The sequence below is a fragment of the Yoonia sp. TsM2_T14_4 genome (assembly GCF_049602355.1).
In the GTDB taxonomy this organism is placed as follows: Bacteria; Pseudomonadota; Alphaproteobacteria; order Rhodobacterales; family Rhodobacteraceae; genus Yoonia; species Yoonia vestfoldensis_A.
The window spans coordinates 1,984,710-2,005,442 of the sequence record NZ_CP187137.1 but is presented as its reverse complement, the minus strand read 5'-3'; the positions used below and the strand labels follow the sequence as shown (position 1 = coordinate 2,005,442).

Below are 20,733 nucleotides of genomic sequence, written 5' to 3'. Positions count from 1 at the left end.
TTAAATCGCCATCAGCTTGTCGAACCTGTCGATCCATGCGGCGCGATTTGCTGCAACAAAGCTCCAATCCGGCGAATAAATTGGCACGCCGTCCGGAATGATTGCACCCGCAGTTACCGTTGTATTTGCCGGGACAGACGAGGCGAAATCAGCAATGGCCGCCTGCATCACCGGGCCAAGCATTTCGTTGACATAGGCCTGCGCCAGTTCCGGGTTTGGGCCACCTTTGACCAGACAAATCCCTGATGGCATTGCAAAGATACCTTCGGCGGGGGCTGCAAGATCAACTGGCACGCCTTCGGCTTTGCGGGGCAGGGTGTAGGAAGAGAAATTACCCGACAGCATCGAAATTTCGCCCTGTTCCAGCAGGTTGAACGCTTGGCTCATTGTGGAATAGACGGTCAGCAGATTGGGCTTCAACTCTTCGAGCTTGGCGAAAGCTGCGTCGATTTCGTACTGCGCGTCGACGAAGGGCAAGCCCGATCCCAGCATCGCAGCTGACATCAAGGTCCACATGCCTTCTGTGTTTTGCAGCGACGGAATGACGACCCGCCCGGCATTTGCAGGATCCCAAAGTGCGGCCCAGGATGACACACCGTTGGTCATGTTGGTGTTATAGGCGACGCCCGCCCAAGGCTGCACATAGTTGCACCACATCCCGTCCATATGCGTGGCGTCAGGGCGCAGATCGGTCATGTTCGGAACGGCGTCTGGCGTGATCGGCACCAGCAAATCGGCCTCGACCGCCTGGATCATCACCGGATCATCCATCTGCACGACAGAAAGATAAGGTGCATCTTTGTTGGACGACATCTTCTCTAGGTTCACGGAAGATTTCGTGCCTTCGAAAATGATGTCGGCGCCGATGGAGGCTTTCATGTGAGGGGTGACGAGGGCCTCCATCCACGCGGTGTGAGATCCCGCGCAGCCGATCACCAGTTCACTTGATTGTGCGCGCAGGATCGAGGGCGCGGCAAACGTTCCGACGGCCGCCATCGCGGAATTTCGGAGAAGCTTTCGACGGGTCAGGCCCCGTTCCATAATATGTGTCATCGTTGTTCTTCCTCTGTCAGGGTGGGTCCACTCTTTCGGCGGATCAAAATGGCATTCCATTTGACACCATGGTCCTGTCCGGTGATGGATAGCGATGAAAACAGACCGAATTCTTGCTGTTGCGCGCAGATGACCGAATGACCCGCAGCATTTGCGCCCCGATGCTTAAGGAGTAAGCAGAATGAAAATTCGGATGGCATGCCATTTGTACAATGTTGCACTTTTGTGCCCGACAGAGGGATTCGTTTCGAACGGGTCGCTCACAATTCGAGATGGCATCATCGCCGCGCGCGGCGCGGCACCCAATCCTGGTGAAACCGTGATTGATGGCAAAGGGGCGATGTGTCTGCCCGGATTGATCAACACGCACAACCATTCCCCATTGATGAGCGTGCGTGGCATGGTCGAGGATTTGGGATTTGCCCCGGCCTATACGCCGGGCGTGCCACAGGGGCATTGGCTGTCTTCGGAGGAAACGCAGATCCTTGCAAGGCTCGGCGTGATGGAAATGCTTTGTGCGGGGGCGACGACAATCGTCGATTATTACCGGATGCCCGATGCGCTTGCCCGCGCAGCAGAGGCCTTTGGACTGCGCGCCATGATCGGCGGCAGGGTGATGGATGCGGACACCGCAAGCTTGGCAAACGGTCGTTTTCTACACGATCCAAAGTTGGGAGAGGCCACATTGCGTGCGGCGCTTGATCTGATCGACACATGGGATGCCAAGGGCAATGATCGCATCAGCACGATCCTTGCCCCCCATGCCCCAGACACCTGTTCGCGGCAGATGCTGCACACCTTTGCTGATCTGTCCGCGAAGACGGGCAAGCAGGTTCACACACATCTTGCGCAATCCAAGATGGAGGTCGCACAGGTCAGATCCCGCGAGGGGCTGTCGCCTGCAGAATTACTGGAAGATGTGGGTCTTTTGTCGCCTGATCTGGTCGCGGCCCATTGTATCTTTCTGGACGAGGCCGACATCCGTCGGATTGGCAAGGCCGGTGTCGTGATCAACCACGCCCCGATTGGAAACGCAGCATTTGGCGCTGCCGCACCTGTTATCGCGCTGCGGGAGGCCGGCGCAAAAATAACCTTATGCACCGACACAAAATCCGCCGATATGTTCGAGGCAATGCGCATGGCCATCGCGGCGGCGCGGTGGCGCGCAGATATGGAATTTGTCCTTGATGCGAAAACCGTCTTTGGCTGGGGAACAGTGGACGCGGCGCGGGCATTGAAGGGGCATGCGGCGTCGGGGACGCTTTCGGTGGGATCGCCCGCCGATCTGATCTTGCTTGATCCCAACGCGCCCAACCTGCGGCCTGTCATCGATGGCTACGGGATTGTCGTGCATTCGGGATCGGCTGCGAATGTGACCGATGTGATGGTCGCAGGTGAATGGCTGGTGAAAGATCGCATGCCAACGCGTGTCGATATGGATACCGTCATACGAGACGCACAGAAGGTCGCCGAAAATCTATGGAAGCGCGCCTCAGCCTAGGGCTTGACTGCGCAAGACATCCGTCACGCTCTGACCTGTGTTTAAAAGGTGCTTACGCCATATTTGGCGCGCTGCATCTGCATTTTGGGTGCGGAGGGCAGCCATAAGCTGTTCATGCTCTTCAACTGCAGACTTCAGGCGATCGGGGTTCATAATTGCCATAAAGCGTCCTCGACGCGCCCGCGCCATCATCTTTGTATGCAGGTTCTGCAGGATGATATTGCCGCAGGCTGCAAGAATGGCGTCATGAATTTCAGAATTTAAGTCAAAATAGGCATCAGCTTCACCCGCCTGATAATGGGTCAGCATGGCTGCATGTAAATCCTCAAAGGTAGCAAGTTGCTCTTTGGTTATTCTTTCGGCCAAACGCTCTGCGGCCAGACTTTCCAATGATGCAATCACGTCGAAGAGTTCCAGGGCTTCCTGCGCCAAGAATTCTGTTACCTGCGCACCCTTGTGACGCGAGATATCAATCAGGTTGTCTGCGTGAAGCAGTTTGAGTGCTTCACGGATGGGTGTCCGCGAAACATCCAGTTCCGCCGAGAGCTTGCGCTCAACGATCCGTGCGCCAGCAGGTAGGACGCCCCTGATAATGCGGTCACGCAAGATATCGGCCACCCACTGAGCAACTGCAGTCACGTCACCATTTGGTGCGCTTCGTGGCGGTGGTGTGTCCATGGTTTCATCCTGTCCTTTGGTCGACATTAGACGTTCACCCCATACATCAAAAGACCCAACTCGTTTCATGATGCGTAACACATCATGCGCGCGGACCTTCATTCCCTTTTTCTGCGTTGAGCGATGCCCAAGTCAGATGCCCCGCCATTCAATGTTGCTGATGCACGGGTGTACGCAGCGATCGGCAGTTTCGTCCTGCACTGCGGTCACACAAGATGGACGTCTCGACTGACCGCGCCGCAGCCGCTGGCCCTGCTTTGCGCGCTTGTCGGCGACCGACCAGACCACCCTTGCCGTCACGGTCATCACAGCAAAAACCGAGAAACCTGAAGATACACCTGCGCGTCCCGAAAAGGCCTGCCAGAAAAACGAGGCCGCTGCCCTGTGAAAACGCCAGCACCACACAACAACGCTTGTTGCTAGCCTATTTTTCAGGGCCTAGTCCGGCAAGGCCGATAGCCACATGCGCACCAGCCTGCGCGTACCACGCAGCGTCGCGCCAAAGCGCCGGAACATAGGTGCTTTGGTCACCGGCAAGCGCGGCAACAATGCCATCTGCGGGACGCAGCGTTGGCGACGATGCTGCCCCGCTTGGCAGTTGGATCCATGATCTTCGCTGACCGATTTTTCCAGCCTGCACCACGACGGCGATACCCGCTGTCACAGCAAGGTCCGCCTCGCCCGCCACTGCCATCGTCACCTGTCCTGTGGCGAGAAGCTGGGCAGCCTCGGCGTCGCTGTCGACCCAGATGATGCTGGGGGCGATGTCAAGAATTGCTGCGCGCGCGATCTGCATGCCGCGCGCAGAAGACAGGATGTCATAGACCTGAACTTCGGGCACGCCTTGTGCGAGGATTGCCCATTCAAGCAGCGCGCGTGGCGGCCACACGACCGCACGAGGGCCGGGAAACGACGCCGTATCAAATACCGCAAGCCCTGTTGATGGCGGCGAAAGCACAAAGGCATCAAGACGGTAGGCTAGCGCCTCGAAGCGGGTATCATAAGTGAGCGCGCAACCGCTTTTTGCGCCGCCTTGGCCTGGCCGCCGGGCAAATCGCGTTGATATGTCAGCTGTGGTGGTTTCGCTCGTGGGGGCTTTTTGCAGCACACCGGCACCGCAGGCCGCGATTTCGGAAGCCTCGTCAAGCGCGATGATATCCCAACCGGCCAAAACGGCCTGCGCAATCGCAGCCTTGGCCCCGTCGAGTGCCACGATGCCCGTCCCTGTCGCTCTGGCTGGATCGGGGACGACACGCACTTCGGACGACTGAAGAAGCGAAAGCCGCGCGTTCCGAGCAGGGTTATCGTCGGGGGTAGCCAGCACAAGAGGCGACTGAGCGAGCGCCGACCCGCAAAGCGAGCCCAAAAGGACCCAGGCGCCTAACGCTTTGGACAGGGCTGTTGCGGCTGTGCGGATGGGCTCAAAGACCGGCATTTTCTTCGTTCCTGAGTTTGGCAACAATATCGAGATAGGCACGCACGATCGCGGCTTCGGTGACAACTCCCACCAAGTGCTGGCTGTCGCGGTCGACAATGGGGATCGCATCGCCAACGAAATCCTTGAGCAGGCGCATGGCGTCGCGTACGCTTGTGTCGGCATCGAACATCAACTGCGCTGGGCGCAGGATATCGGACACAGGCGCTGGTGAGCCTTCACCAAGGTCAACGATGCGAAGATAGCCGCGAAACAACCCATTGGCGTCGATGGCGTAGCCCTCGCTCCAGCCGTGGGCGTCCAATTCGGCGCGCACTGCATCTTGGCCCAGGCTGACATCAAAAATCGGCGCCTCGACAACGGCATAGTCACGCACCGCGAGCACGGATAATTGCGCCTCGGCTCGACCTTGCGACAGGTCGCAGCCGCGCAGGAAAAGCTGCATGTCAAACAGCGAGCGCCCAAAGAACCGGAAGGCCACGACATTCGAGAAAACGACGACCACCATCGAGGCAATAGCCAGCTCATAGCTGCGGGTGAGTTCAAACACGATCAGAATGGCGGTGAGCGGCGCCCCGATGACCGGGCTTGTCACGGCCATCATGGCGCAGATGACATAAACCGGAAACGCGGCAAGCCCTTCCATGCCCAATGCCGTCAGCCCCGTCCAGACAAGCCCGCCCAGCATGGAGCCCACAATCAACGCCGGGCTGAACACGCCTCCGACAAACCCCATGCCAAGGCAGATCGCCGTAAGCACGATCTTGCCCACAAGGATCATCGCCATCTCCGAAGCGCCAAAGGCGCCTTGGATGGTGGCAAAGCGCAGCGTGTATTGCCCCAGCCCGGTAATCTCGGGCAGCCATAACGCGCACAGGCCCACGGCAAGACCGGCGATGGCGCCGCGTGCCTCGGGCGGCAAGGCGATGCGCCCGCCGATCCGCGCCCCGGCCAGCAAGGTGCGCATATAAACGATCGACACCACGCCGCTGAGCAGACCCATCAAGGCGAAAATCGCGAATTCCGGCACATGTAGGCTTACCCCGGTTTGCACGACAAACACTGGTGCTCGCTCGAAAAGCACGTTGGCGACGACATAACCCACGGTCGATGCAATCGTGACAGGCGCGAAGGCCTGCATCGAGTAATGGCGCAAGATCGCCTCATGGGCAAAGACAAGCCCTGCGATGGGGGCGTTGAACGCGGCTGAGATGGCCGCAGCTACCCCACAGGCGATGGCAATGGCGTTGATGTTGGGCACGGCGAGCTTTAACTTCTCTACTAGCCCGCCAATCACAGCGCCGAAAAACACCATCGGGCCATATTGTCCGACCGAAGCCCCGACCCCGAGCGACCCCAGCGCCCCGAGCGTCACCAGCAGGCCGGAACGGGTATCGGGCATTGACGTCTGAAGTTGCACGGCGCGGATGGCATCGGCAGGGCCTGCAGGCCTGTGGATGGGTGCCAGACGGAACACGATGAAGCTGACCAGCGCCCCACCACACATCGGCACACCAAGCGTGATCGCCAGCAGAACCGTGGGCGACAGCCCCGATTGTACTTTGGCATAGGAACTGACCAGCAGCAGATCATTGAGCCACAGAACTGCTTCGACAAAGGCAATTGCGGCAATGGCAGTGACCGCACCAATGACCAACCCCACCGTCAACACGGTGACGATACGCCGAACCATCATGAATGGCGTCACGCCCAAGACGCTGGACGGAGTGTCGGGCACATGCGCCATCTATCATCTCCCGAATTATCTACAATTTTGTCTGCAGAAAACGTGCCAAGACGGTGCTATTTGGGTTGCGCCAATTCCATCATGGCCCCTGGATCAGCGCGATTGGGATTTCGAAATGTCATGTGGTGAAATCGCTGTCGTGGCAAAAGCAGCGACGCCACGGTTCTATTGCAGCAGCGCCAAAGCATGTTTCTGCACCAAATTGGACAAATAGATATCGTTGCGCTATCAGCCATTAGCGAGACGCAGCCAGCGTTGGCGCGGACACCGTCGCGCGCTGACATACCAACACATGCGTCAGCGGCACAACGCCACTAGCGATCCGATCATTCGATACTTATCCAGCACGATCCCGAAAATATTTGAAGGAGACGAGAGCCATGGCCAAGAACACGAATTTGAGCGGTTTCACGACAGCACAAGCCAAATCAGAAACCACGATGGATAAAACGACCCGCGCCGTCAAACAAATCAAGGACGCGGAAACAAAGCATCGCGAAGACAAGATGGCCCGGCTGCGCAAGGCACGCCACGAAAGCGAAGCAGAAGCGCTTGGAAAACCGATAGCCTGACAAAGGGCGCCCTTGTGTCGCTGGGCGGTTGCCCACGTCAAACAAGCCTGCCAAACCACCTTAGTCCAATATTGTGCGGCGACCGCGCCCAGCGAAAGCGCGGCCGCTGTCGCGACATTGGCTAAAGGCAGATCAAAGCCATTAAGTGATGCCAGACCGATTAGCTGGGCATCAATAAATCTCTAACGATGATATTATGTCTAAAAGATAGATATAATATCTAAAGATACGCTTTTATTTGCCCTTAAAGTAACAGAACGATAAGTACAGATACTTTTTGTCCAAAAAAAACGTTGTTTATGTTTGATTACAAATATCGCAAATACCCAGCAAGTTTAGTGCATAGATTCGTTCGCGCGGTTATAATTCCTCAATATAGAAGGTGCGACTAAAGCTATGAGTAGCATTCAAAATGATCCCTCAAAACAATCAGTGATCCGCGAAATCGCCTATGTTCGGGCGATGGGTGCTGTGGATCATACATTGCGTGCGTCAGCCAACCTGGGCGTCTATGAATTTATCCTGCTCCTGCTCGAGCAGGGAGAGCCGGGGTTGCCGCTTTACGCGACATTGGATCGCGTAAAGTCGCGCTATACGACGCGGTCTGGAATGATCAAACGTATCGCGGAATTGCGAAAGCAGGGGCTGTTGATCGAACGAAAAGGCAAAAAGCAATCAGAGGTATTGCTACAGCCGTCGCAAGAGCTTGTCGATCAGTTGCTGCCGATCCTTGGAATAAGAGGAGACGCGCAACGCGTAAATTACTCTGGTGTCACTTTATGCCAGATACCTGATGAATCGAAGGAAATGAGAATATCAACGATCTTGTCGGCGGATACAAAGTCCAGCCTAACGCTTTTGCGCCAAGCATAACGTTGAGAAATGAAAAGCCCCATCGAAAAAGAGCTGGAACGTCTTAGGTATCTGGCAGCGACAAAGTCATTGAAAGTATTCATAAAGTACCCAGAGTATTGGGAGCTTATGCTTTTGATCGCGATCAACGAAAATAACCAAGAAATCGGGATAGAGGACTATCTCGACAATATTGCTACAATGCAAGTCAATCGTGTAACGGTTCGGAATTTTATCAAGGATCGCGTTGCCGAGGGAACCATAATATCGCGGCAGGGCGAAAAGAAGAGCCGCCGGATGCTGACATTGAGTGATAAGGTAACTGAAGAATTGAAAGATTACTTCCAATACTTCCATATCAAAATAAACCAATTCGCCCCAAGAGATGAAAAATGATCAGCTTTAAAAAATTGCACCTCGAAGTAAAGTCAGAAAATCCAAAGCGGGGCATGTCTCGAATGCATCTTTGCAGCCACCGGCTGAATTTGCTGAATGCCTTGGCGATTTCGACGGCTTTGGCCAGTTGCGGGCAATCGCCTGATGACATCGCGACGATGCGCGTCGTGATTGACGAACAAATTTTGTTGGACAGCCAAGATGTGGAGGCGACGGCTGCTGCTCCGCTGCCATTTGCGCAGTTCGAGGCCGCGCTTCTTTTGGCAGTATCGCAGAACGAATTGTATCGTGCCGCGCTGGCGGCTGAAATAGCTGCGAAAGCCCAGGTAGAGGTCGCATCAAGCGGCACACGCCCACAGATATCAAGCAGCCTCAATGCCGGCCTGATTCAAGATGCGTCCAGCAACAATGGGGATGTCGAGAAGGGCGCTATTGCCGGCGTCAACTTATCGCAACTGATTTATGATGGCGGCGAAACGACTGCTAATATCAACCGGGCGAACGCCGAGGTTTTGATTGCGGAAGCCGACCGCATGGTCCGCGGAAATGATGTTGCATCTCGTGCATCCCAGGCATGGGTTGACGTGTGGAAACATCAATCTCGCGCAGAATTACTTGCGTCACGCCTGACAAAGTTGAACGAACTTGTCGGCCAAATTGAACGTATGGCTGCAAATGGAATGGTTGACCGCTCCGTTGTCGATAGCGCGACGCGCGAGCGTTTAGAATTTGAAATGGTCGACCTTAATATTCAGGCTGATCTTCAAGATGCAGAACTGAGATTTGAGAGATTATTCAACACGTCTCCAGCTCGGTTACGCTTGCCTGAAAATGTGCTCACTGCAACTGACATCATGGCGGCAGCGAGCACCCCAAGACAGGCGCCCGAATTGCAATTGAGCGCAGCAGAATTAATTGTCGCACGCAGCGCAGTTGCAAGGGCCGAGGCAGGATTTGAACCCCGCATCAGGTTGCAAGCCGGGCTGCGTTCGCCGGTCGATCAACAAGACGATGCCAACGGATCGCTGGGCGTGGTCGTGGAATACGTCATCGGTGATGGCGGCCGCCGACAATCGCAGTTGGAATCCGCAACGGCCCAAATGCAAAGATCAGAGGCACAATTCACAGCAAGCAAACAAGCGTTTGAAACAGAATTGAACATTTCAGTTGCACGGCTTGATGCAATTGAACGCAGCTTGCCGGTCGTGACACAACGTGAGGCGCTGGCCGCAGAACGGATCGAAACATTACAGTCGCAACTTGCCACCGGTCAAACAGGTCTAAGCCAGCTCATTGACGCTGAGATCGAGCTATATCGTGTGCGCGATCAGCTCGTTACGATGCGGGCCGAGCGGGAAATTCTCTTTCTCACCACCGGCGCGCGCCTGGGCCTGTTGGCGCGCCAGATCGGTTTGCTTGATGCGGATTCATAAATAATCCTGCCAAGGTAGTGTCCAGGCAAGCCCAGCAATCTGAAGTCGACGAAGCAAGACCAAAAGAAAGAATTTTCTAATGCAAGGTTTTCAATCCAATCAACAAGAAACGGAAGACGCTGATCAAGCCGATCATCAGGTCGAATCGCGCGCGAACGGCGCAGATACGCCAGATGTGGCTGGCGCCCCTGATGTTGAAACGGCGCAAAGTTTTGACGAAATGTCGTTAATTCTTGCTGTTAAGTTCATTCTTGCGAAAACAGGGTTTAGTTTTTCAACTGCCGCGGTCCGCGATCTAGCAGAATTATCAAGCGACGTTTTTGGCCCTCGGGCAGCGGTCTCCGCGTTTCAACATCTGAATTTCGAAGCGAACTTTGGTGAAATGCCGGTTACTGCGCTGAAGCAAAACCATTGCCCGGCGATCGGATTCACGCATGGCGACCAGGCTGTCGTTATCACGTCTGTGGAAAAAGACGGCGTAATAGAAATCGTCCGCTTTAATAAAGACATGAGCCAGACGGTTGAACGTATCCAAAAATCTGACCGTGCCGGTCTGTTGCAGCCGCATTTCGTATTGTGCCGAAAAATGCATGTCAGCGTAAAGCCAAAGGGCAAGAACGACTGGTTTTTTGGGTCCTTTTTGCAAGGTAAATGGCTTTATGGACAGGTGATCATTGCGGCTGCGCTGACAAACTTTCTTGGCCTGTCCACATCCCTTTTCATCATGGTTGTTTATGATCGCGTCGTTCCAAACCAAGCGATTGAATCTCTGATTGCGTTGACGATTGGGGTTATGCTGGCGCTTGGTTTTGATTTTATTATTAAAACGCTCCGATCGCAGTTCGTGGATCGCGCTGGAAAGCGTGCTGACTCGCGGATGTTGCGGCTGATCTTTGACAAGATCCTGAATATGAAACTGGATCATAGAAAACAAAAAGCTGGTGCAATGGCCAGTATTGTCAGGGAATTTGATACTTTGCGCGAATTTTTTACATCGGCGACCTTGATTGCTGTTGTAGATATTCCGTTCATTTTCTTCTTCATCTGGATCATTTCACTGATCGCTGGACCATTGGCAATCGTTCCGCTGATTGCGGTTCCGTTGGTGATCTTGTCGGGCTTGGTCATTCAACCCTTTCTGGCGTTGAACACAAAAAATGCCATGCAGAGCAACATGTCAAAACAGAGTGTTCTGGTCGAAACACTGAACGGGCTAGAAACTGTGCAGGCGACTGGATCTGGCCGCTTGATGCGCCGCAGGTTCGAAGAAGCCGCAGACGCCCAATCCGAGCTTGGACTGAAAAGCAGAATGTTGTCGCAGTTTGCCATCAATTCGGCGGCGTCTATCCAGCAATTTGCTCAGATTGCGACGATTTTTTATGGCGTATTTCTAATTCAGGATGGCGTAATCACAATGGGGGCCATGATTGCGGCCGTCATTTTGGGTGGCCGGACGCTCGCGCCATTGTCACAGTTGGCGGCCGCGATGTCGCGCGCGAATGGCGCTCTCGAGGCCTATCGTTCGCTTTCAAGCGTAATGGCGTCAAGCAAAGACGACCCTGACGACACGGTGCAGCGCCTGAGCCGCCCCAAGATGTCTGGGAGTGTGGAGCTGCGGGATGTGAGCTATTCTTTCCCGGGTTCGAATAACCCGATCATCAAGAATCTTTCGCTGAAAATCGAAGCTGGCGAAAAGGTGGCAATTGTTGGGCGGATGGGGTCTGGTAAATCGACCGTGTCGCGGCTGATTTCTGGCTTGATTGTGCCCAGTGAAGGCGCGGTGCTGATTGATGGTGTCGATGTCCGGCAAATTGATAAATCTGATCTTCGCCGTAATCTTGGCATCATGCTGCAAGACACATGGCTATTTTCAGGCACAATCAAAGAAAATCTTCAGATGGGATTTTACGAATATGACGATGCGCATATTCTAGAGATCGCAAAAATATCTGGTGTCGATGATTTTGTCGCAAGCGATCCACGCGGCTATGAGATGGAATTGAAGGAACGCGGCGAAGGGCTGTCAGGTGGTCAACGCCAGTCGATCAATCTTGCGCGCGCATTGCTGCATGATCCGGCAGTGGTGGTGCTGGATGAACCAACCAGTTCCATGGATACCGTTACCGAAAAAGGCGTGGTTGAACGGTTAAAGCGGTGGTCCGGCGACCGGACCGTTATCATGGTGACGCATCGCAATTCGCTACTTGAATTGGCTGACCGTGTTTTGGTTGTTGATCGGGGCAGTATTGTTGCCGACACGACACCCGACAGAATTAGATCATAGCACAGGCGGGATGCATTAGATGTCATCAATCAACTTCAAAGCACTATCGCGCGACATGGCTGGCCGTGAGGGGCTGTCGGGATCAACGATCTTGGCGACGATCGTCGTGCTGGTAGTTTCCATCGGCATCTGGGCCAATTGGGCTGAAATCGACAATGTCACGCGCGGCGAAGGTCGCGTTATTTCATCCGTCCAAAACCAACTTGTTCAAGCCGCAGAAGGGGGCGTTATTCTGCGTCGTTTTGTGTCCGAGAACACGATTGTCGCTGCCGATGAAATTCTGTTTGAAATTGATCCTATTGATTCAAGCAGCGAATTGAACCGGCTGAACCAGCGCCTGACGGGCTTAGACGTCAAGGAATCTCGGCTGCGTGCCGAGATTGAAGGCTCTGAATTTGACCCGCCCAACCATGTCAGCGCGATGTCCCCGCTTGTCACATTGACCGAACAATCCCTGTTCGCCGCGCGCCGCGCAGAGCTTGCCGGGCGGATCGCGGTCCTCGAACAGCGGTTGCAGCAGCGGTCGCAAGATCTTGTTGCCGCTGAAAATGTATCTGGCACTGCCGAACGCACGGTGGCGCTGTTGCAAGAGGAAATCGAATTGGTCGAGCCGCTGGTGCGCGATAACATCGTGCCTGCGACGCGCTTGCTTGAGCTGCGCCGGCAGATGGAACAGGCGCGCGGGGATGGTGAACGCGCGGCGGTGTCCATTGCTCAGGCTGGGTCAGGCATGGCCGAATTAGAGGCCGAGATCGCGAACGCCCGCGACAATTATACCCTGCGTGCCATGGACGAGTTGAACGATGTCGTCGCCGAGCAAAGCGAACTGCGCGAGGCATTGCCCAAATTGGAAGAACGGGTCAGCCGGACCATCATCCGCGCCCCGATGGAAGGTATCGTCAGCCGCCTGAATTTCCGCACGCCCGGTGGCTTTGTCGCGACCGGTGACGTGATGTTGGAACTGGTCCCGACCGGTGAAGCCCTGGTGGTCGAGGCCCGGATCATGCCGCAGGATATTTCGCGTATCCGCCTGGATGATGATGTGCGGATCAGGCTTTCTGCTTATGATTCGTCGAAATACGGTTCTGTCGCGGGGCGGGTGATCGAGATCAGCCCCGATGCGGTTGCTGACGAACAGAACCCCAATGCTGCCAGCAGCTATTTGGTCGAGGTCGCAATCGAGGGTGAATTGCGCGTAGATAGTGGCGAAATTGTGACACTTATCCCCGGTATGACAGCCACCGTAGATGTGCTTTCAGGCAAGCGGACGGTGCTGGAATATATCTGGCAGCCGGTGGCAAAGATACAGGAACTGGCGCTGCGCGATTAACGCGATCCGCGGGTAAAATTTGGTCAAAAACACCATATTTTTGGGGTTTCGGGGCAGGGTGGGGCGCAGGGCTTCATGCTGCCCCGCGCCCTATCCTGCAGTGCGCGGCAAGACCCGATGCCAAGCCATCAACGTCAAAAAGTGTTTATAAATAAAGGTAAAGATGTCCCCCATTTTTGCATCTAAACCGATACGCGATTGGGGGCGAGTTTGCGAAGCCCTTAACAACATCGGTAAAAAAGGACCAAAAATGAACAAGATCGTTTCGACAGACTTCATCACGGATGATGTACAACGTCTGGTGCCCGTGGATGCAACCGCAACCACGCCAAAGAATGCCGCTGTTGCCAAGCTGATGAAAGCTTGGGAAGCGAAAACAACACAGCGCACTGCCAAGGGCGCTGGTTTCACACTGATGGCCGTCTCGCTGGCTGCGTGTAATGACGACAGCACGACGACGAGCACTGATACTGATACTGATACTGATACTGACACTGACACCGATACGACGGTTGTGGGCCAAACCTTCACGCTCACTACAGATGATGATACGTTCATAGGCACAACTGGTGGGGACGATACGTTTACGGCAACGACTTCAACTTTGTCTGCTGACGACAGGATTATTGACGGATCGACCACAGATGACGATGTTTTGAACATCACCGCTACAGCGGACCCGGCAGTAATGGATGTCACCAATGTTGAGAATATCAACATCGACTGGAATTCCGTCTCTACGCCTGACATCGACCTGTCGAATGTTTCAGGCGCTACGGTTGCCATTACCTCAACGAAGAGCGGATACCTCGGTAACGTCAACCTCACCGATGTTGGAGAGAACAACATCGTAACCGGTGCTGGTGTAACTGGCACGCTAACCATCGATGGCATCGAAGATGCAACCGTGACCTCCACACTGGCTGATGAAATCGATATCGGCGCTACCACCGCCGCGGATGGCGTAATTACTGTGGTGGCAGGTGCTGCTACGACTATCTCGATCGACGGTGGCGACGATGTCGTACTCACGGCACTGTTGGCCGATACCGTATCCCTTGATGACGGTACTTTTGACACTGCCGCGTTAATTTTGGGTGTAGACGCGGACGTCACAGTCACCGGCGCTACGGACTCAGTTGTGACCATTGATTCGGATGAAGACATCACCGTCACAATCGCGGCTGCTTCTGTGTATGAAGAGCTGACCGTTGGTGGGGATGGTACGGTGACTCTGGTCATCGACGAAGTCGCTGATCTGGATGGTCTGATCATCACCAACACAGATGGTGATGTCGAACTCGACGTAGCACTCGCTACAGCTGACTTCTCCTTGGTCGACGCAGATAACATTATCTCTACAACAGGAGCAGCCGCCGTCGCCGTTCTGACCATAGCAAGCGGTCAATCGTTTGTGCTTCAGGATGTTGGCGTTGTCGCAGACGATGTGACTTTCCAAATTACCGCCGATGACGACTCATCCGCTGACAGCGTAACGATCACGCTGGAAGATGAGCAAGCTCAAGCTCTTATTTTCGATATTGCTGATCAAGAAGTTGAGACTGTCAATATCGTTATCGACGCAAACGATGACTTTGATGATACGACCGACTTTACCATCGCAGACCTGCAAGGTAATAGCGCTGACGATACCGTGTTTGTAATCACCAGCTCTGACGCTGACGTTGAGGTGCTTGTCTCTGCCGCTGACGCATCGATAATCGACGCAAGCGCCATTGAAGGCGACTTCACTCTTACTACACAAACCTCAGACGAAGAGTTGACGATTGAGGGTGCGGTGGGCGATAACGATGTCACTTTTGCTGGTACGACAACGGACAGCGCCTACGTCGGTCAAGATGGTGACGATACGGTTACGTTTGCTACAACCACTGGTACAGCAACAGCAATATTGGGTGATGGCGACAATACGGTGACCGCTGCAGCCGCCATCAGCGGTGCTGGTAGTCTGGCTGTTATCACGGGCGCAGGTGACAATACGATTACTGCGAACTTGCTTACTTCCGGTACTCTCGATGTTACAAGTGGTGCGGGTGACGACGTGGTCTCGGCAACTGGCATCACTTCGGGTGAGGTAACTCTGGAGCTGGGCGCTGGCGACAATGAAATTACGCTGGGTACTGCCTTGGCCGCTGCTGAAATCAGCATCACGACCGGTGCTGGTGACGACACGATCACGATGGACGGCGATGCTGCTGATGCGGCTGATATCACTATCGCATTGGGTGCTGGAACTAACCGCTTGATTTTGGCGGCTGACGCTGACCTAACCGGTTACACTTTGACGATAACTGGTGTAAGTGAAATTGAGTTGGCTACGGCGGACGCCGCTGTATTTACTGCGAATGCCTTTACCACTGCTGGTGCTGTGGTCGACTCAGAGTTGTTGGATGGTGCATCGATCGAAATTCTGTCCTCGGCAGCAGCTGGTACTGCTTCGGCGTTGCTCGGTGTTGAACTTGCTGATGGAACCACATCGTTCGACGGTTCTTCACTGACGATCTCTGACAGCATTTCAGAAGCAGCGCTTGGTCTGAATATCGGCTACGTGACAGCAGCAGATGATTTCACGATTGTCGGCTCAGAGGGTGATGACACCATCACTACCGGTACGGGTGATGACACCATCACCGGTGGCGAGGGTGCTGACACAATGGACGGTGGACTTGGCGATAATACGTTTGTGTTTGCGGACGGAGACGGGAGCCTAACTGTCATTGATAGCATAGCTGCTTTTGTTACTGGAACAGATGAGTTGAGTTTGGGAGTCGCAGGTAGCAATGCTAATTTTTCTGCTGACACTACAACATATGCGAATGGCGCGGCAGCGTTAACCGCCGCGGATATCCTTCTGGATGGCACAGTACAATATGTGTTCACGAACGATATCACCGACGCTAGCGATATTGCACCCAACGCGGGTGATGGACTTTTGTTTGTAGATTACGACCTTGACGGAACGGCTGATCAAATCATTGCTTTGATTGGTTTGCAGACTGCAGGCGACCTTGTAGCTACAGATATTGTTGCTTAAGTAAATTCTGTAAAAGTAAAACCCCACTGCTCATTAGCTCTTGAGACGATGTTGTGATGGTTTTGCATAATCAGGACAATACCTGCCCCTTCGGGGGCAGGCACCTACCCTCAAACACCAATCTTACCAAGCATCATATTTGGTGTTTGAGCTGCCGGCGCCACTGAGCATTGATTTGCTGATACACCCATTGGGCCCGGTGCTTCGGAGTTCTGGTCCTTCTCTGAGTAAGCGAAAACCCCGTACGAAAGTGCGGGGTTTTTCCGTCAGCAACGTCAGGAAACTAGATGCCCCGCTACGAATTGATCACCAAATCCGGCTTTGCCCCGCAAGCCTGGCGGCGAGTTGACAGCTACGCCTTTGCCGCCACGGATGCCGTGGCCCCGCTGGTGGTTCAGGAACTGGCCAAGGCCTGCATGAGCCTGCCCATCGCCTTCATCCAGCAAAACGACGCGTTCATCCCCCATGCCGTGCAGGGGCTGGAACTTGGCCGCAACCTGTTCGTGGTCAACGGCAAATGGGTCGCGCCCTACACACCGGCGGTGTATCGCGGTTACCCGTTCGCAGTGACAGCAGGTGAAAACGATCAACTCCATCTGTGCGTGGACATGGACAGCGGTCTGGTCGGCGCGGGTGACGGCTTTGACCAGCCCTTCTTCGACGACGCGGGCGAGGCTGCCAAACCGGTCAAGGACGCGCTGAATTTCCTACAGCAGATCCACCGCAACCGCGCTGTGACCCAGCGTGTGTGCGCCGCGCTGGCCGCCGAAGACCTGTTCCAGCCCTGGCCGTTGACCGTGCAAGGCCCCGAAGGCGAACGCCGCGTCGACGGCCTGTTCCGCATTGATGAACAACGCTTGAATAGCCTTGATGCCGACGCGCTTCATCGCGTCCAACAAGCCGGTGGCCTGCCCGTAGCCTATTGCCAATTGCTTAGTATGTCCAACATCCAGACGCTGGGCCTGATTGAGCGGAAGCTGGCGGAAGTCAAAAACCGGATGCCAGAGATGTCAGATCAAATCGATGTGGACGGGATACTGCAGCGGCATAAATCCTCCGAGCCGGAACAGACCCTTGCACCGGTCGAAAACGACAATGTCGTGAATATTGCGGCGGATACCGGCGATTTCGATCTGTCCGCATTTGTGAATCCCAAACAGAACGATTAAGTAGGGATAGTGCGCGGTCGCCGGACGGCAGCGCGTGACGTGGACAGAACCGCAAAAACTGAGAGAGCCAAATGACTGATACCAAAGACGCCAAGATCACCATAGACGAGCAAGAATACGCGGTTGCTGATTTGACCGAGGCTGCGCGTGCAAATATCGCCAATATCCAGTTTGTGGATGCGCAGATCCAGCAGTTGAATAACGAATGGGCTGTTTGCGACACCGCCCGCATGGCCTATGAGGCGGCATTCAAGCGGGAACTGGCCAAGGCCTGAGCGCCAACCTGTTTGCTGCTAATTGATTCAATGATAGATGGAAGACCCTAAAAATGCCCAAAATCACCGTAGATGGCATCGATTATGACACCGAGAACCTGAGCGTGAACGGCAAGGCCCAATTGGCCAGCTTGCAATTCCTCGAGGTGCAGATGCAAAAGCTGAAGAACGAAATTGCTGTGTATCAAACAGCGCGTGCCGGTTATGCTGCTGCTTTGCAAAACGAGCTTGCCAAAATCGAGGCAAAGTAACGCGATGAACACAATCACGGCCGCGATATTGGCTGTCGGTATGATCGGGGCGGCAGCCATGCTGTCGGCCTATTCACCGGTGGCGATTGCCCAGACCCAGCCGGCACCGAACAGCGGCACGGACGCCCTGCTGACCATGCCGCTGTTGCAGGACAAAGGTTGGTTCATCCACGCCCATGGCGGCCGTGTGCGCGCGTGTACGGCGGATGGGGCCAGTGTGGCAGGGGACAGGCCCGCGCCAAAGTGTTCGGAATGGAGCACGTATTAAAGACCTTGGGTGGTTAACAGCGGGTGACGCCATTGTTGCGGATATCGCGACGGGGGCCGATACGCGCACCACGATGGCTGTCTCCAGCACCGGTCTCTTGCTGCGCGGCGCTGGTTCCACGCAGGAACAGATAGAACGCACTGCGTGGCTGTTTGGGTTCGATGCAGCTGAGGCGGCGGCCTGACAGGTCTTGCACGACTGCCCAAAGACAATCGTCTTGCCACGCTTTTTGTTATCCAGCCGGGTGCATCTGTGAACCAGGGTCCAACACTTGCCCTATGGCTGCATTCGGCATCTCCGATCCGGTAGAAATGGCGGCTCTGCGTCTGTTTCCAGCCTGTCGGTCCGGGGCCAGTTCCACCGCGTCATAGATATCGCCTTCGATCACATTGCGCTGTGGAACCATCCCCAAGGTCGCGGCCACCGCAGCTGTCCCGATGTTTGACGCATCAAGCAAGGTTTCTTGCGTAAGATGCGCGTAGCGTTGTGTCGTTTTGATCTGCGTATGCCCGAGCAGTTTTTGGACTTCATAGATTGAGCGGCCATTATTGATCAACAGGCTGGCGAATGTATGACGCAGATCATGCAGGCGGACATCGGGTAAGCCAGCCTTCACCCGTGCGGAATTCCAAGCGTACCAAACATGCACATAAGGCTTGCCTGTTTTGGGATTGCCAAAGATGTAATGCGATTGAGAACGGCCCTGCATCTGTTGCAGCACCGCATATGCACCGTCATTGAGCGGGACATGGCGCGCGAAACCAGACTTTGTTTGCGGAATGCGCCACATGCCTTTGATCAAATCAACATCTTCCCAGGTGGCATGCAGAACCTCGTTCCGACGTGTCCCCGTTAGCAGCAAGAAAGCGACGATATGTTGCAGCATCTTGTTCTGGGACTCTTTCACCGCCCGGTAAAGCAGCGCAAGCTCTTCGGCTCTTACATATCGTTCTTTTTGGTTGTTTTCCTTCAGCAGACGAACGCCATGCGTGGGGTTGCCTGTAACGCCCGCGATCTTCCAATCGCGCCACGCCAGGTTGAACATATAACGCAACAAAATCAGCCGTCGATTGATCGAGGCGGGCGCTGCGCCGGCTTTCAGGCCAATCTGCTGCAAGCTCAGAACATCCTCTGTCTTGATCTCATCCATATGCATGGTCCCCAATTGTGGGGTCAGATGTGTGCGGGCCAAAGTCTCGTCGGTTTGCCAAGACCGCTTGTTTGCCTGCGCAAACGGCAAGTAACGCTCGCGTACAAAATCACCAAAAGTGGGCACCAGCCGTTTGACGGCCCTTTCGGCAAGGGGGTCAATGCCCAATGCGAGCTTGTTGCGCTGTTGGCGGCACAAACTTCGGGCCTGTGGCAGCGTGATATCGCCCACATTGGCGAGCTTGATATAGCGCGTCTTGCTCCGATCGTCGGTGTAGCGCATGTAATAGGTCATGCCGCCGGATGTGCGCACTTCAAGCACAAGACCTTTCACACGACGGTCAAAAAAAACTTCTTTGCGCTTCGTGCTAGGGCAGACTGCAGATGCGACAAATTGTGCAGTCAGATCAATGACGGGCATGGTGGTATCCTTTGATTACAATACGGTAGCATAAGATCGGAATCATAAAGACGGACGTTGTTCGACTTAATAGAACAAGCTCCATGCTTTTTTGAACTTTTTTCTTGCTGTGGTTGTGGCGGCATGTCTGTTTGCACCAGCGACAGGGATGCCGGCGGTCGCCGATCGCCGGACACCATACTTGCCCTAATGGCCCTAATGGTTGGCCGCTTTCGGGGTAAACAGCGGCATGGTCAGCGGCGCATCTGTGCCGCTATTCGGTGCCGGCTGGGTTTGAGCAAACGCCATCGGAGATAGGCCGACAGCCTGGCTGCCGCCTCGATCATACCGACAGCCAATATCGCGGCGGTGATTCTATTCATCGCGCTACTTTGCCTCGACTTTGGCAAGCTCAGCTTTCAAGGCGGTGGCATAACCGGAGCGGGCAGTCTGATATGCGGAAATTTCGTTTTTCAGATGTTGTATCTGCACGTGTAAAAATTGGATGCTCGCTAATTGCGCCTTTCCGTTCACGCTCAGACTTTCCGTATCGTATTTGATTCCGTCTAAAGTAATTTTTACCATTTCTTCATTTCATATTTTGTTAAAAAAATAATGCTCGTTTTGTATGATCAGGTATTTTGCATTTCACGGCTAAATGCAGCGGTATAGGCCATGCGGGCGGTGTCGCAGACAGCCCATTCGTTGTTCAACTGCTGAATCTGCGCATCCACAAACTGGATATTGGCAATATGCGCGTGCGCTGCCTCGCTCAGATCCGCAATCATGTATTGCTTATCGTCGATCGTGATTTTGGCATCCTTGGTATCAATCATCTGTCTCTTTCATTTCTTCAGGTCTATTCGCAGAATACGGCTTCACAAG

At 54.5% G+C, this 20,733-nt stretch carries 19 protein-coding genes; 12 read left to right on the top strand and 7 right to left on the bottom strand.

Translation table 11 applies throughout. The features are described from left to right. Complete coding sequence (locus ACPF9B_RS09900) at window positions 1–1,053, bottom strand: extracellular solute-binding protein (RefSeq protein ID WP_040482705.1); 1,053 nt, start codon at window positions 1,051–1,053, stop codon at window positions 1–3. Between the two features lie 181 nt (window positions 1,054–1,234). On the opposite strand from ACPF9B_RS09900, the gene ACPF9B_RS09895 reads away from it, so the two are divergent. Next, on the top strand, window positions 1,235–2,554 hold the full coding sequence (locus ACPF9B_RS09895; protein WP_242601223.1) for an amidohydrolase family protein: 1,320 nt from the start codon (window positions 1,235–1,237) through the stop codon (window positions 2,552–2,554). Here the strand turns inward: ACPF9B_RS09895 and ACPF9B_RS09890 are convergent. The 3 genes from ACPF9B_RS09890 to ACPF9B_RS09880 form a co-directional block, all read right to left on the bottom strand. Continuing rightward, window positions 2,546–3,232 carry a GntR family transcriptional regulator gene (locus ACPF9B_RS09890; protein ID WP_007203989.1) on the bottom strand — a complete coding sequence of 229 codons (687 nt, stop codon included), beginning with the start codon at window positions 3,230–3,232 and terminating at the stop codon, window positions 2,546–2,548. The two genes, ACPF9B_RS09895 and ACPF9B_RS09890, sit on opposite strands and share 9 nt — an antisense overlap. 424 nt (window positions 3,233–3,656) lie before the next feature. Beyond that, window positions 3,657–4,667: an extracellular solute-binding protein gene (locus ACPF9B_RS09885; protein ID WP_424177092.1), complete on the bottom strand. Its 1,011-nt coding sequence runs from the start codon at window positions 4,665–4,667 to the stop codon at window positions 3,657–3,659. Then, the gene (locus tag ACPF9B_RS09880) at window positions 4,654–6,414 is read right to left on the bottom strand and encodes a chloride channel protein (RefSeq protein ID WP_424177090.1); all 1,761 of its coding nucleotides are present in this window, start codon (window positions 6,412–6,414) and stop codon (window positions 4,654–4,656) included. Before ACPF9B_RS09880 ends, ACPF9B_RS09885 begins: the two co-directional genes overlap by 14 nt. A gap of 380 nt (window positions 6,415–6,794) precedes the next feature. Between ACPF9B_RS09880 and ACPF9B_RS09875 the strand changes: the two genes are divergently transcribed. The 11 genes from ACPF9B_RS09875 (at window position 6,795) to ACPF9B_RS09825 (ending at window position 18,299) form a co-directional block, all read left to right on the top strand. Continuing rightward, entirely contained in the window at window positions 6,795–6,986 is a 192-nt protein-coding gene (locus ACPF9B_RS09875; protein ID WP_007203993.1) for a hypothetical protein, read from the top strand. A 396-nt stretch (window positions 6,987–7,382) separates the two neighbouring features. Continuing rightward, entirely contained in the window at window positions 7,383–7,859 is a 477-nt protein-coding gene (locus ACPF9B_RS09870; RefSeq protein ID WP_007203994.1) for a hypothetical protein, read from the top strand. Window positions 7,860–7,868: 9 nt separating this feature from the next. Continuing rightward, on the top strand, window positions 7,869–8,234 hold the full coding sequence (locus ACPF9B_RS09865; RefSeq protein WP_007203995.1) for a hypothetical protein: 366 nt from the start codon (window positions 7,869–7,871) through the stop codon (window positions 8,232–8,234). Then, window positions 8,231–9,667, top strand: a complete 1,437-nt coding sequence (locus ACPF9B_RS09860; RefSeq protein WP_424177087.1) for a TolC family protein — start codon at window positions 8,231–8,233, stop codon at window positions 9,665–9,667. The genes ACPF9B_RS09865 and ACPF9B_RS09860 overlap by 4 nt, the downstream gene beginning before the upstream one ends. Before the next feature lie 79 nt (window positions 9,668–9,746). Further along, on the top strand, window positions 9,747–11,951 hold the full coding sequence (locus ACPF9B_RS09855) for a type I secretion system permease/ATPase (protein ID WP_424177085.1): 2,205 nt from the start codon (window positions 9,747–9,749) through the stop codon (window positions 11,949–11,951). A 19-nt stretch (window positions 11,952–11,970) separates the two neighbouring features. Beyond that, window positions 11,971–13,281 (top strand): HlyD family type I secretion periplasmic adaptor subunit, encoded by a 1,311-nt coding sequence (locus ACPF9B_RS09850; RefSeq protein ID WP_007203998.1) that lies wholly within the window; start codon window positions 11,971–11,973, stop codon window positions 13,279–13,281. A gap of 250 nt (window positions 13,282–13,531) precedes the next feature. Then, on the top strand, window positions 13,532–16,336 hold the full coding sequence (locus tag ACPF9B_RS09845) for a beta strand repeat-containing protein (protein WP_424177083.1): 2,805 nt from the start codon (window positions 13,532–13,534) through the stop codon (window positions 16,334–16,336). A 287-nt stretch (window positions 16,337–16,623) separates the two neighbouring features. Beyond that, window positions 16,624–17,505 (top strand): SapC family protein, encoded by an 882-nt coding sequence (locus tag ACPF9B_RS09840; RefSeq protein WP_424177081.1) that lies wholly within the window; start codon window positions 16,624–16,626, stop codon window positions 17,503–17,505. A 71-nt stretch (window positions 17,506–17,576) separates the two neighbouring features. Next, the gene (locus tag ACPF9B_RS09835) at window positions 17,577–17,780 is read left to right on the top strand and encodes a DUF6447 family protein (protein ID WP_007204015.1); all 204 of its coding nucleotides are present in this window, start codon (window positions 17,577–17,579) and stop codon (window positions 17,778–17,780) included. Between the two features lie 53 nt (window positions 17,781–17,833). Continuing rightward, the gene (locus tag ACPF9B_RS09830; protein ID WP_007204016.1) at window positions 17,834–18,031 is read left to right on the top strand and encodes a DUF6447 family protein; all 198 of its coding nucleotides are present in this window, start codon (window positions 17,834–17,836) and stop codon (window positions 18,029–18,031) included. Between the two features lie 4 nt (window positions 18,032–18,035). Further along, window positions 18,036–18,299, top strand: coding sequence for a hypothetical protein (locus tag ACPF9B_RS09825; RefSeq protein ID WP_424177078.1), 264 nt, complete (start codon window positions 18,036–18,038; stop codon window positions 18,297–18,299). Window positions 18,300–18,531: 232 nt separating this feature from the next. Here ACPF9B_RS09825 and ACPF9B_RS09820 read toward each other — a convergent pair whose 3' ends face one another. From ACPF9B_RS09820 to ACPF9B_RS09810, 3 genes are all read right to left on the bottom strand, one after another. Then, a complete protein-coding gene (locus ACPF9B_RS09820; protein WP_424177076.1) occupies window positions 18,532–19,869 on the bottom strand; it encodes a tyrosine-type recombinase/integrase in 1,338 nt (445 codons plus the stop codon). A 366-nt stretch (window positions 19,870–20,235) separates the two neighbouring features. Further along, entirely contained in the window at window positions 20,236–20,433 is a 198-nt protein-coding gene (locus tag ACPF9B_RS09815; protein ID WP_424177074.1) for a DUF6447 family protein, read from the bottom strand. Between the two features lie 47 nt (window positions 20,434–20,480). Beyond that, window positions 20,481–20,684, bottom strand: coding sequence for a DUF6447 family protein (locus ACPF9B_RS09810; protein WP_424177072.1), 204 nt, complete (start codon window positions 20,682–20,684; stop codon window positions 20,481–20,483). Window positions 20,685–20,733: the final 49 nt, after the last annotated feature.

Excerpts from the sequence above, each read along its gene's own strand:
- ACPF9B_RS09890 (WP_007203989.1), bottom strand. The coding sequence starts at position 3,232 with ATGGACACACCACCGCCACGAAGCGCACCAAATGGTGACGTGACTGCA.
- ACPF9B_RS09860 (WP_424177087.1), top strand. The coding sequence starts at position 8,231 with ATGATCAGCTTTAAAAAATTGCACCTCGAAGTAAAGTCAGAAAATCCA.
- ACPF9B_RS09845 (WP_424177083.1), top strand. The coding sequence starts at position 13,532 with ATGAACAAGATCGTTTCGACAGACTTCATCACGGATGATGTACAACGT.
- ACPF9B_RS09895 (WP_242601223.1), top strand. The coding sequence starts at position 1,235 with ATGAAAATTCGGATGGCATGCCATTTGTACAATGTTGCACTTTTGTGC.
- ACPF9B_RS09870 (WP_007203994.1), top strand. The coding sequence starts at position 7,383 with ATGAGTAGCATTCAAAATGATCCCTCAAAACAATCAGTGATCCGCGAA.
- ACPF9B_RS09820 (WP_424177076.1), bottom strand. The coding sequence starts at position 19,869 with ATGCCCGTCATTGATCTGACTGCACAATTTGTCGCATCTGCAGTCTGC.
- ACPF9B_RS09855 (WP_424177085.1), top strand. The coding sequence starts at position 9,747 with ATGCAAGGTTTTCAATCCAATCAACAAGAAACGGAAGACGCTGATCAA.
- ACPF9B_RS09885 (WP_424177092.1), bottom strand. The coding sequence starts at position 4,667 with ATGCCGGTCTTTGAGCCCATCCGCACAGCCGCAACAGCCCTGTCCAAA.
- ACPF9B_RS09810 (WP_424177072.1), bottom strand. The coding sequence starts at position 20,684 with ATGATTGATACCAAGGATGCCAAAATCACGATCGACGATAAGCAATAC.
- ACPF9B_RS09830 (WP_007204016.1), top strand. The coding sequence starts at position 17,834 with ATGCCCAAAATCACCGTAGATGGCATCGATTATGACACCGAGAACCTG.
- ACPF9B_RS09840 (WP_424177081.1), top strand. The coding sequence starts at position 16,624 with ATGCCCCGCTACGAATTGATCACCAAATCCGGCTTTGCCCCGCAAGCC.
- ACPF9B_RS09815 (WP_424177074.1), bottom strand. The coding sequence starts at position 20,433 with ATGGTAAAAATTACTTTAGACGGAATCAAATACGATACGGAAAGTCTG.
- ACPF9B_RS09850 (WP_007203998.1), top strand. The coding sequence starts at position 11,971 with ATGTCATCAATCAACTTCAAAGCACTATCGCGCGACATGGCTGGCCGT.
- ACPF9B_RS09880 (WP_424177090.1), bottom strand. The coding sequence starts at position 6,414 with ATGGCGCATGTGCCCGACACTCCGTCCAGCGTCTTGGGCGTGACGCCA.
- ACPF9B_RS09865 (WP_007203995.1), top strand. The coding sequence starts at position 7,869 with ATGAAAAGCCCCATCGAAAAAGAGCTGGAACGTCTTAGGTATCTGGCA.
- ACPF9B_RS09875 (WP_007203993.1), top strand. The coding sequence starts at position 6,795 with ATGGCCAAGAACACGAATTTGAGCGGTTTCACGACAGCACAAGCCAAA.
- ACPF9B_RS09835 (WP_007204015.1), top strand. The coding sequence starts at position 17,577 with ATGACTGATACCAAAGACGCCAAGATCACCATAGACGAGCAAGAATAC.
- ACPF9B_RS09825 (WP_424177078.1), top strand. The coding sequence starts at position 18,036 with ATGAACACAATCACGGCCGCGATATTGGCTGTCGGTATGATCGGGGCG.
- ACPF9B_RS09900 (WP_040482705.1), bottom strand. The coding sequence starts at position 1,053 with ATGACACATATTATGGAACGGGGCCTGACCCGTCGAAAGCTTCTCCGA.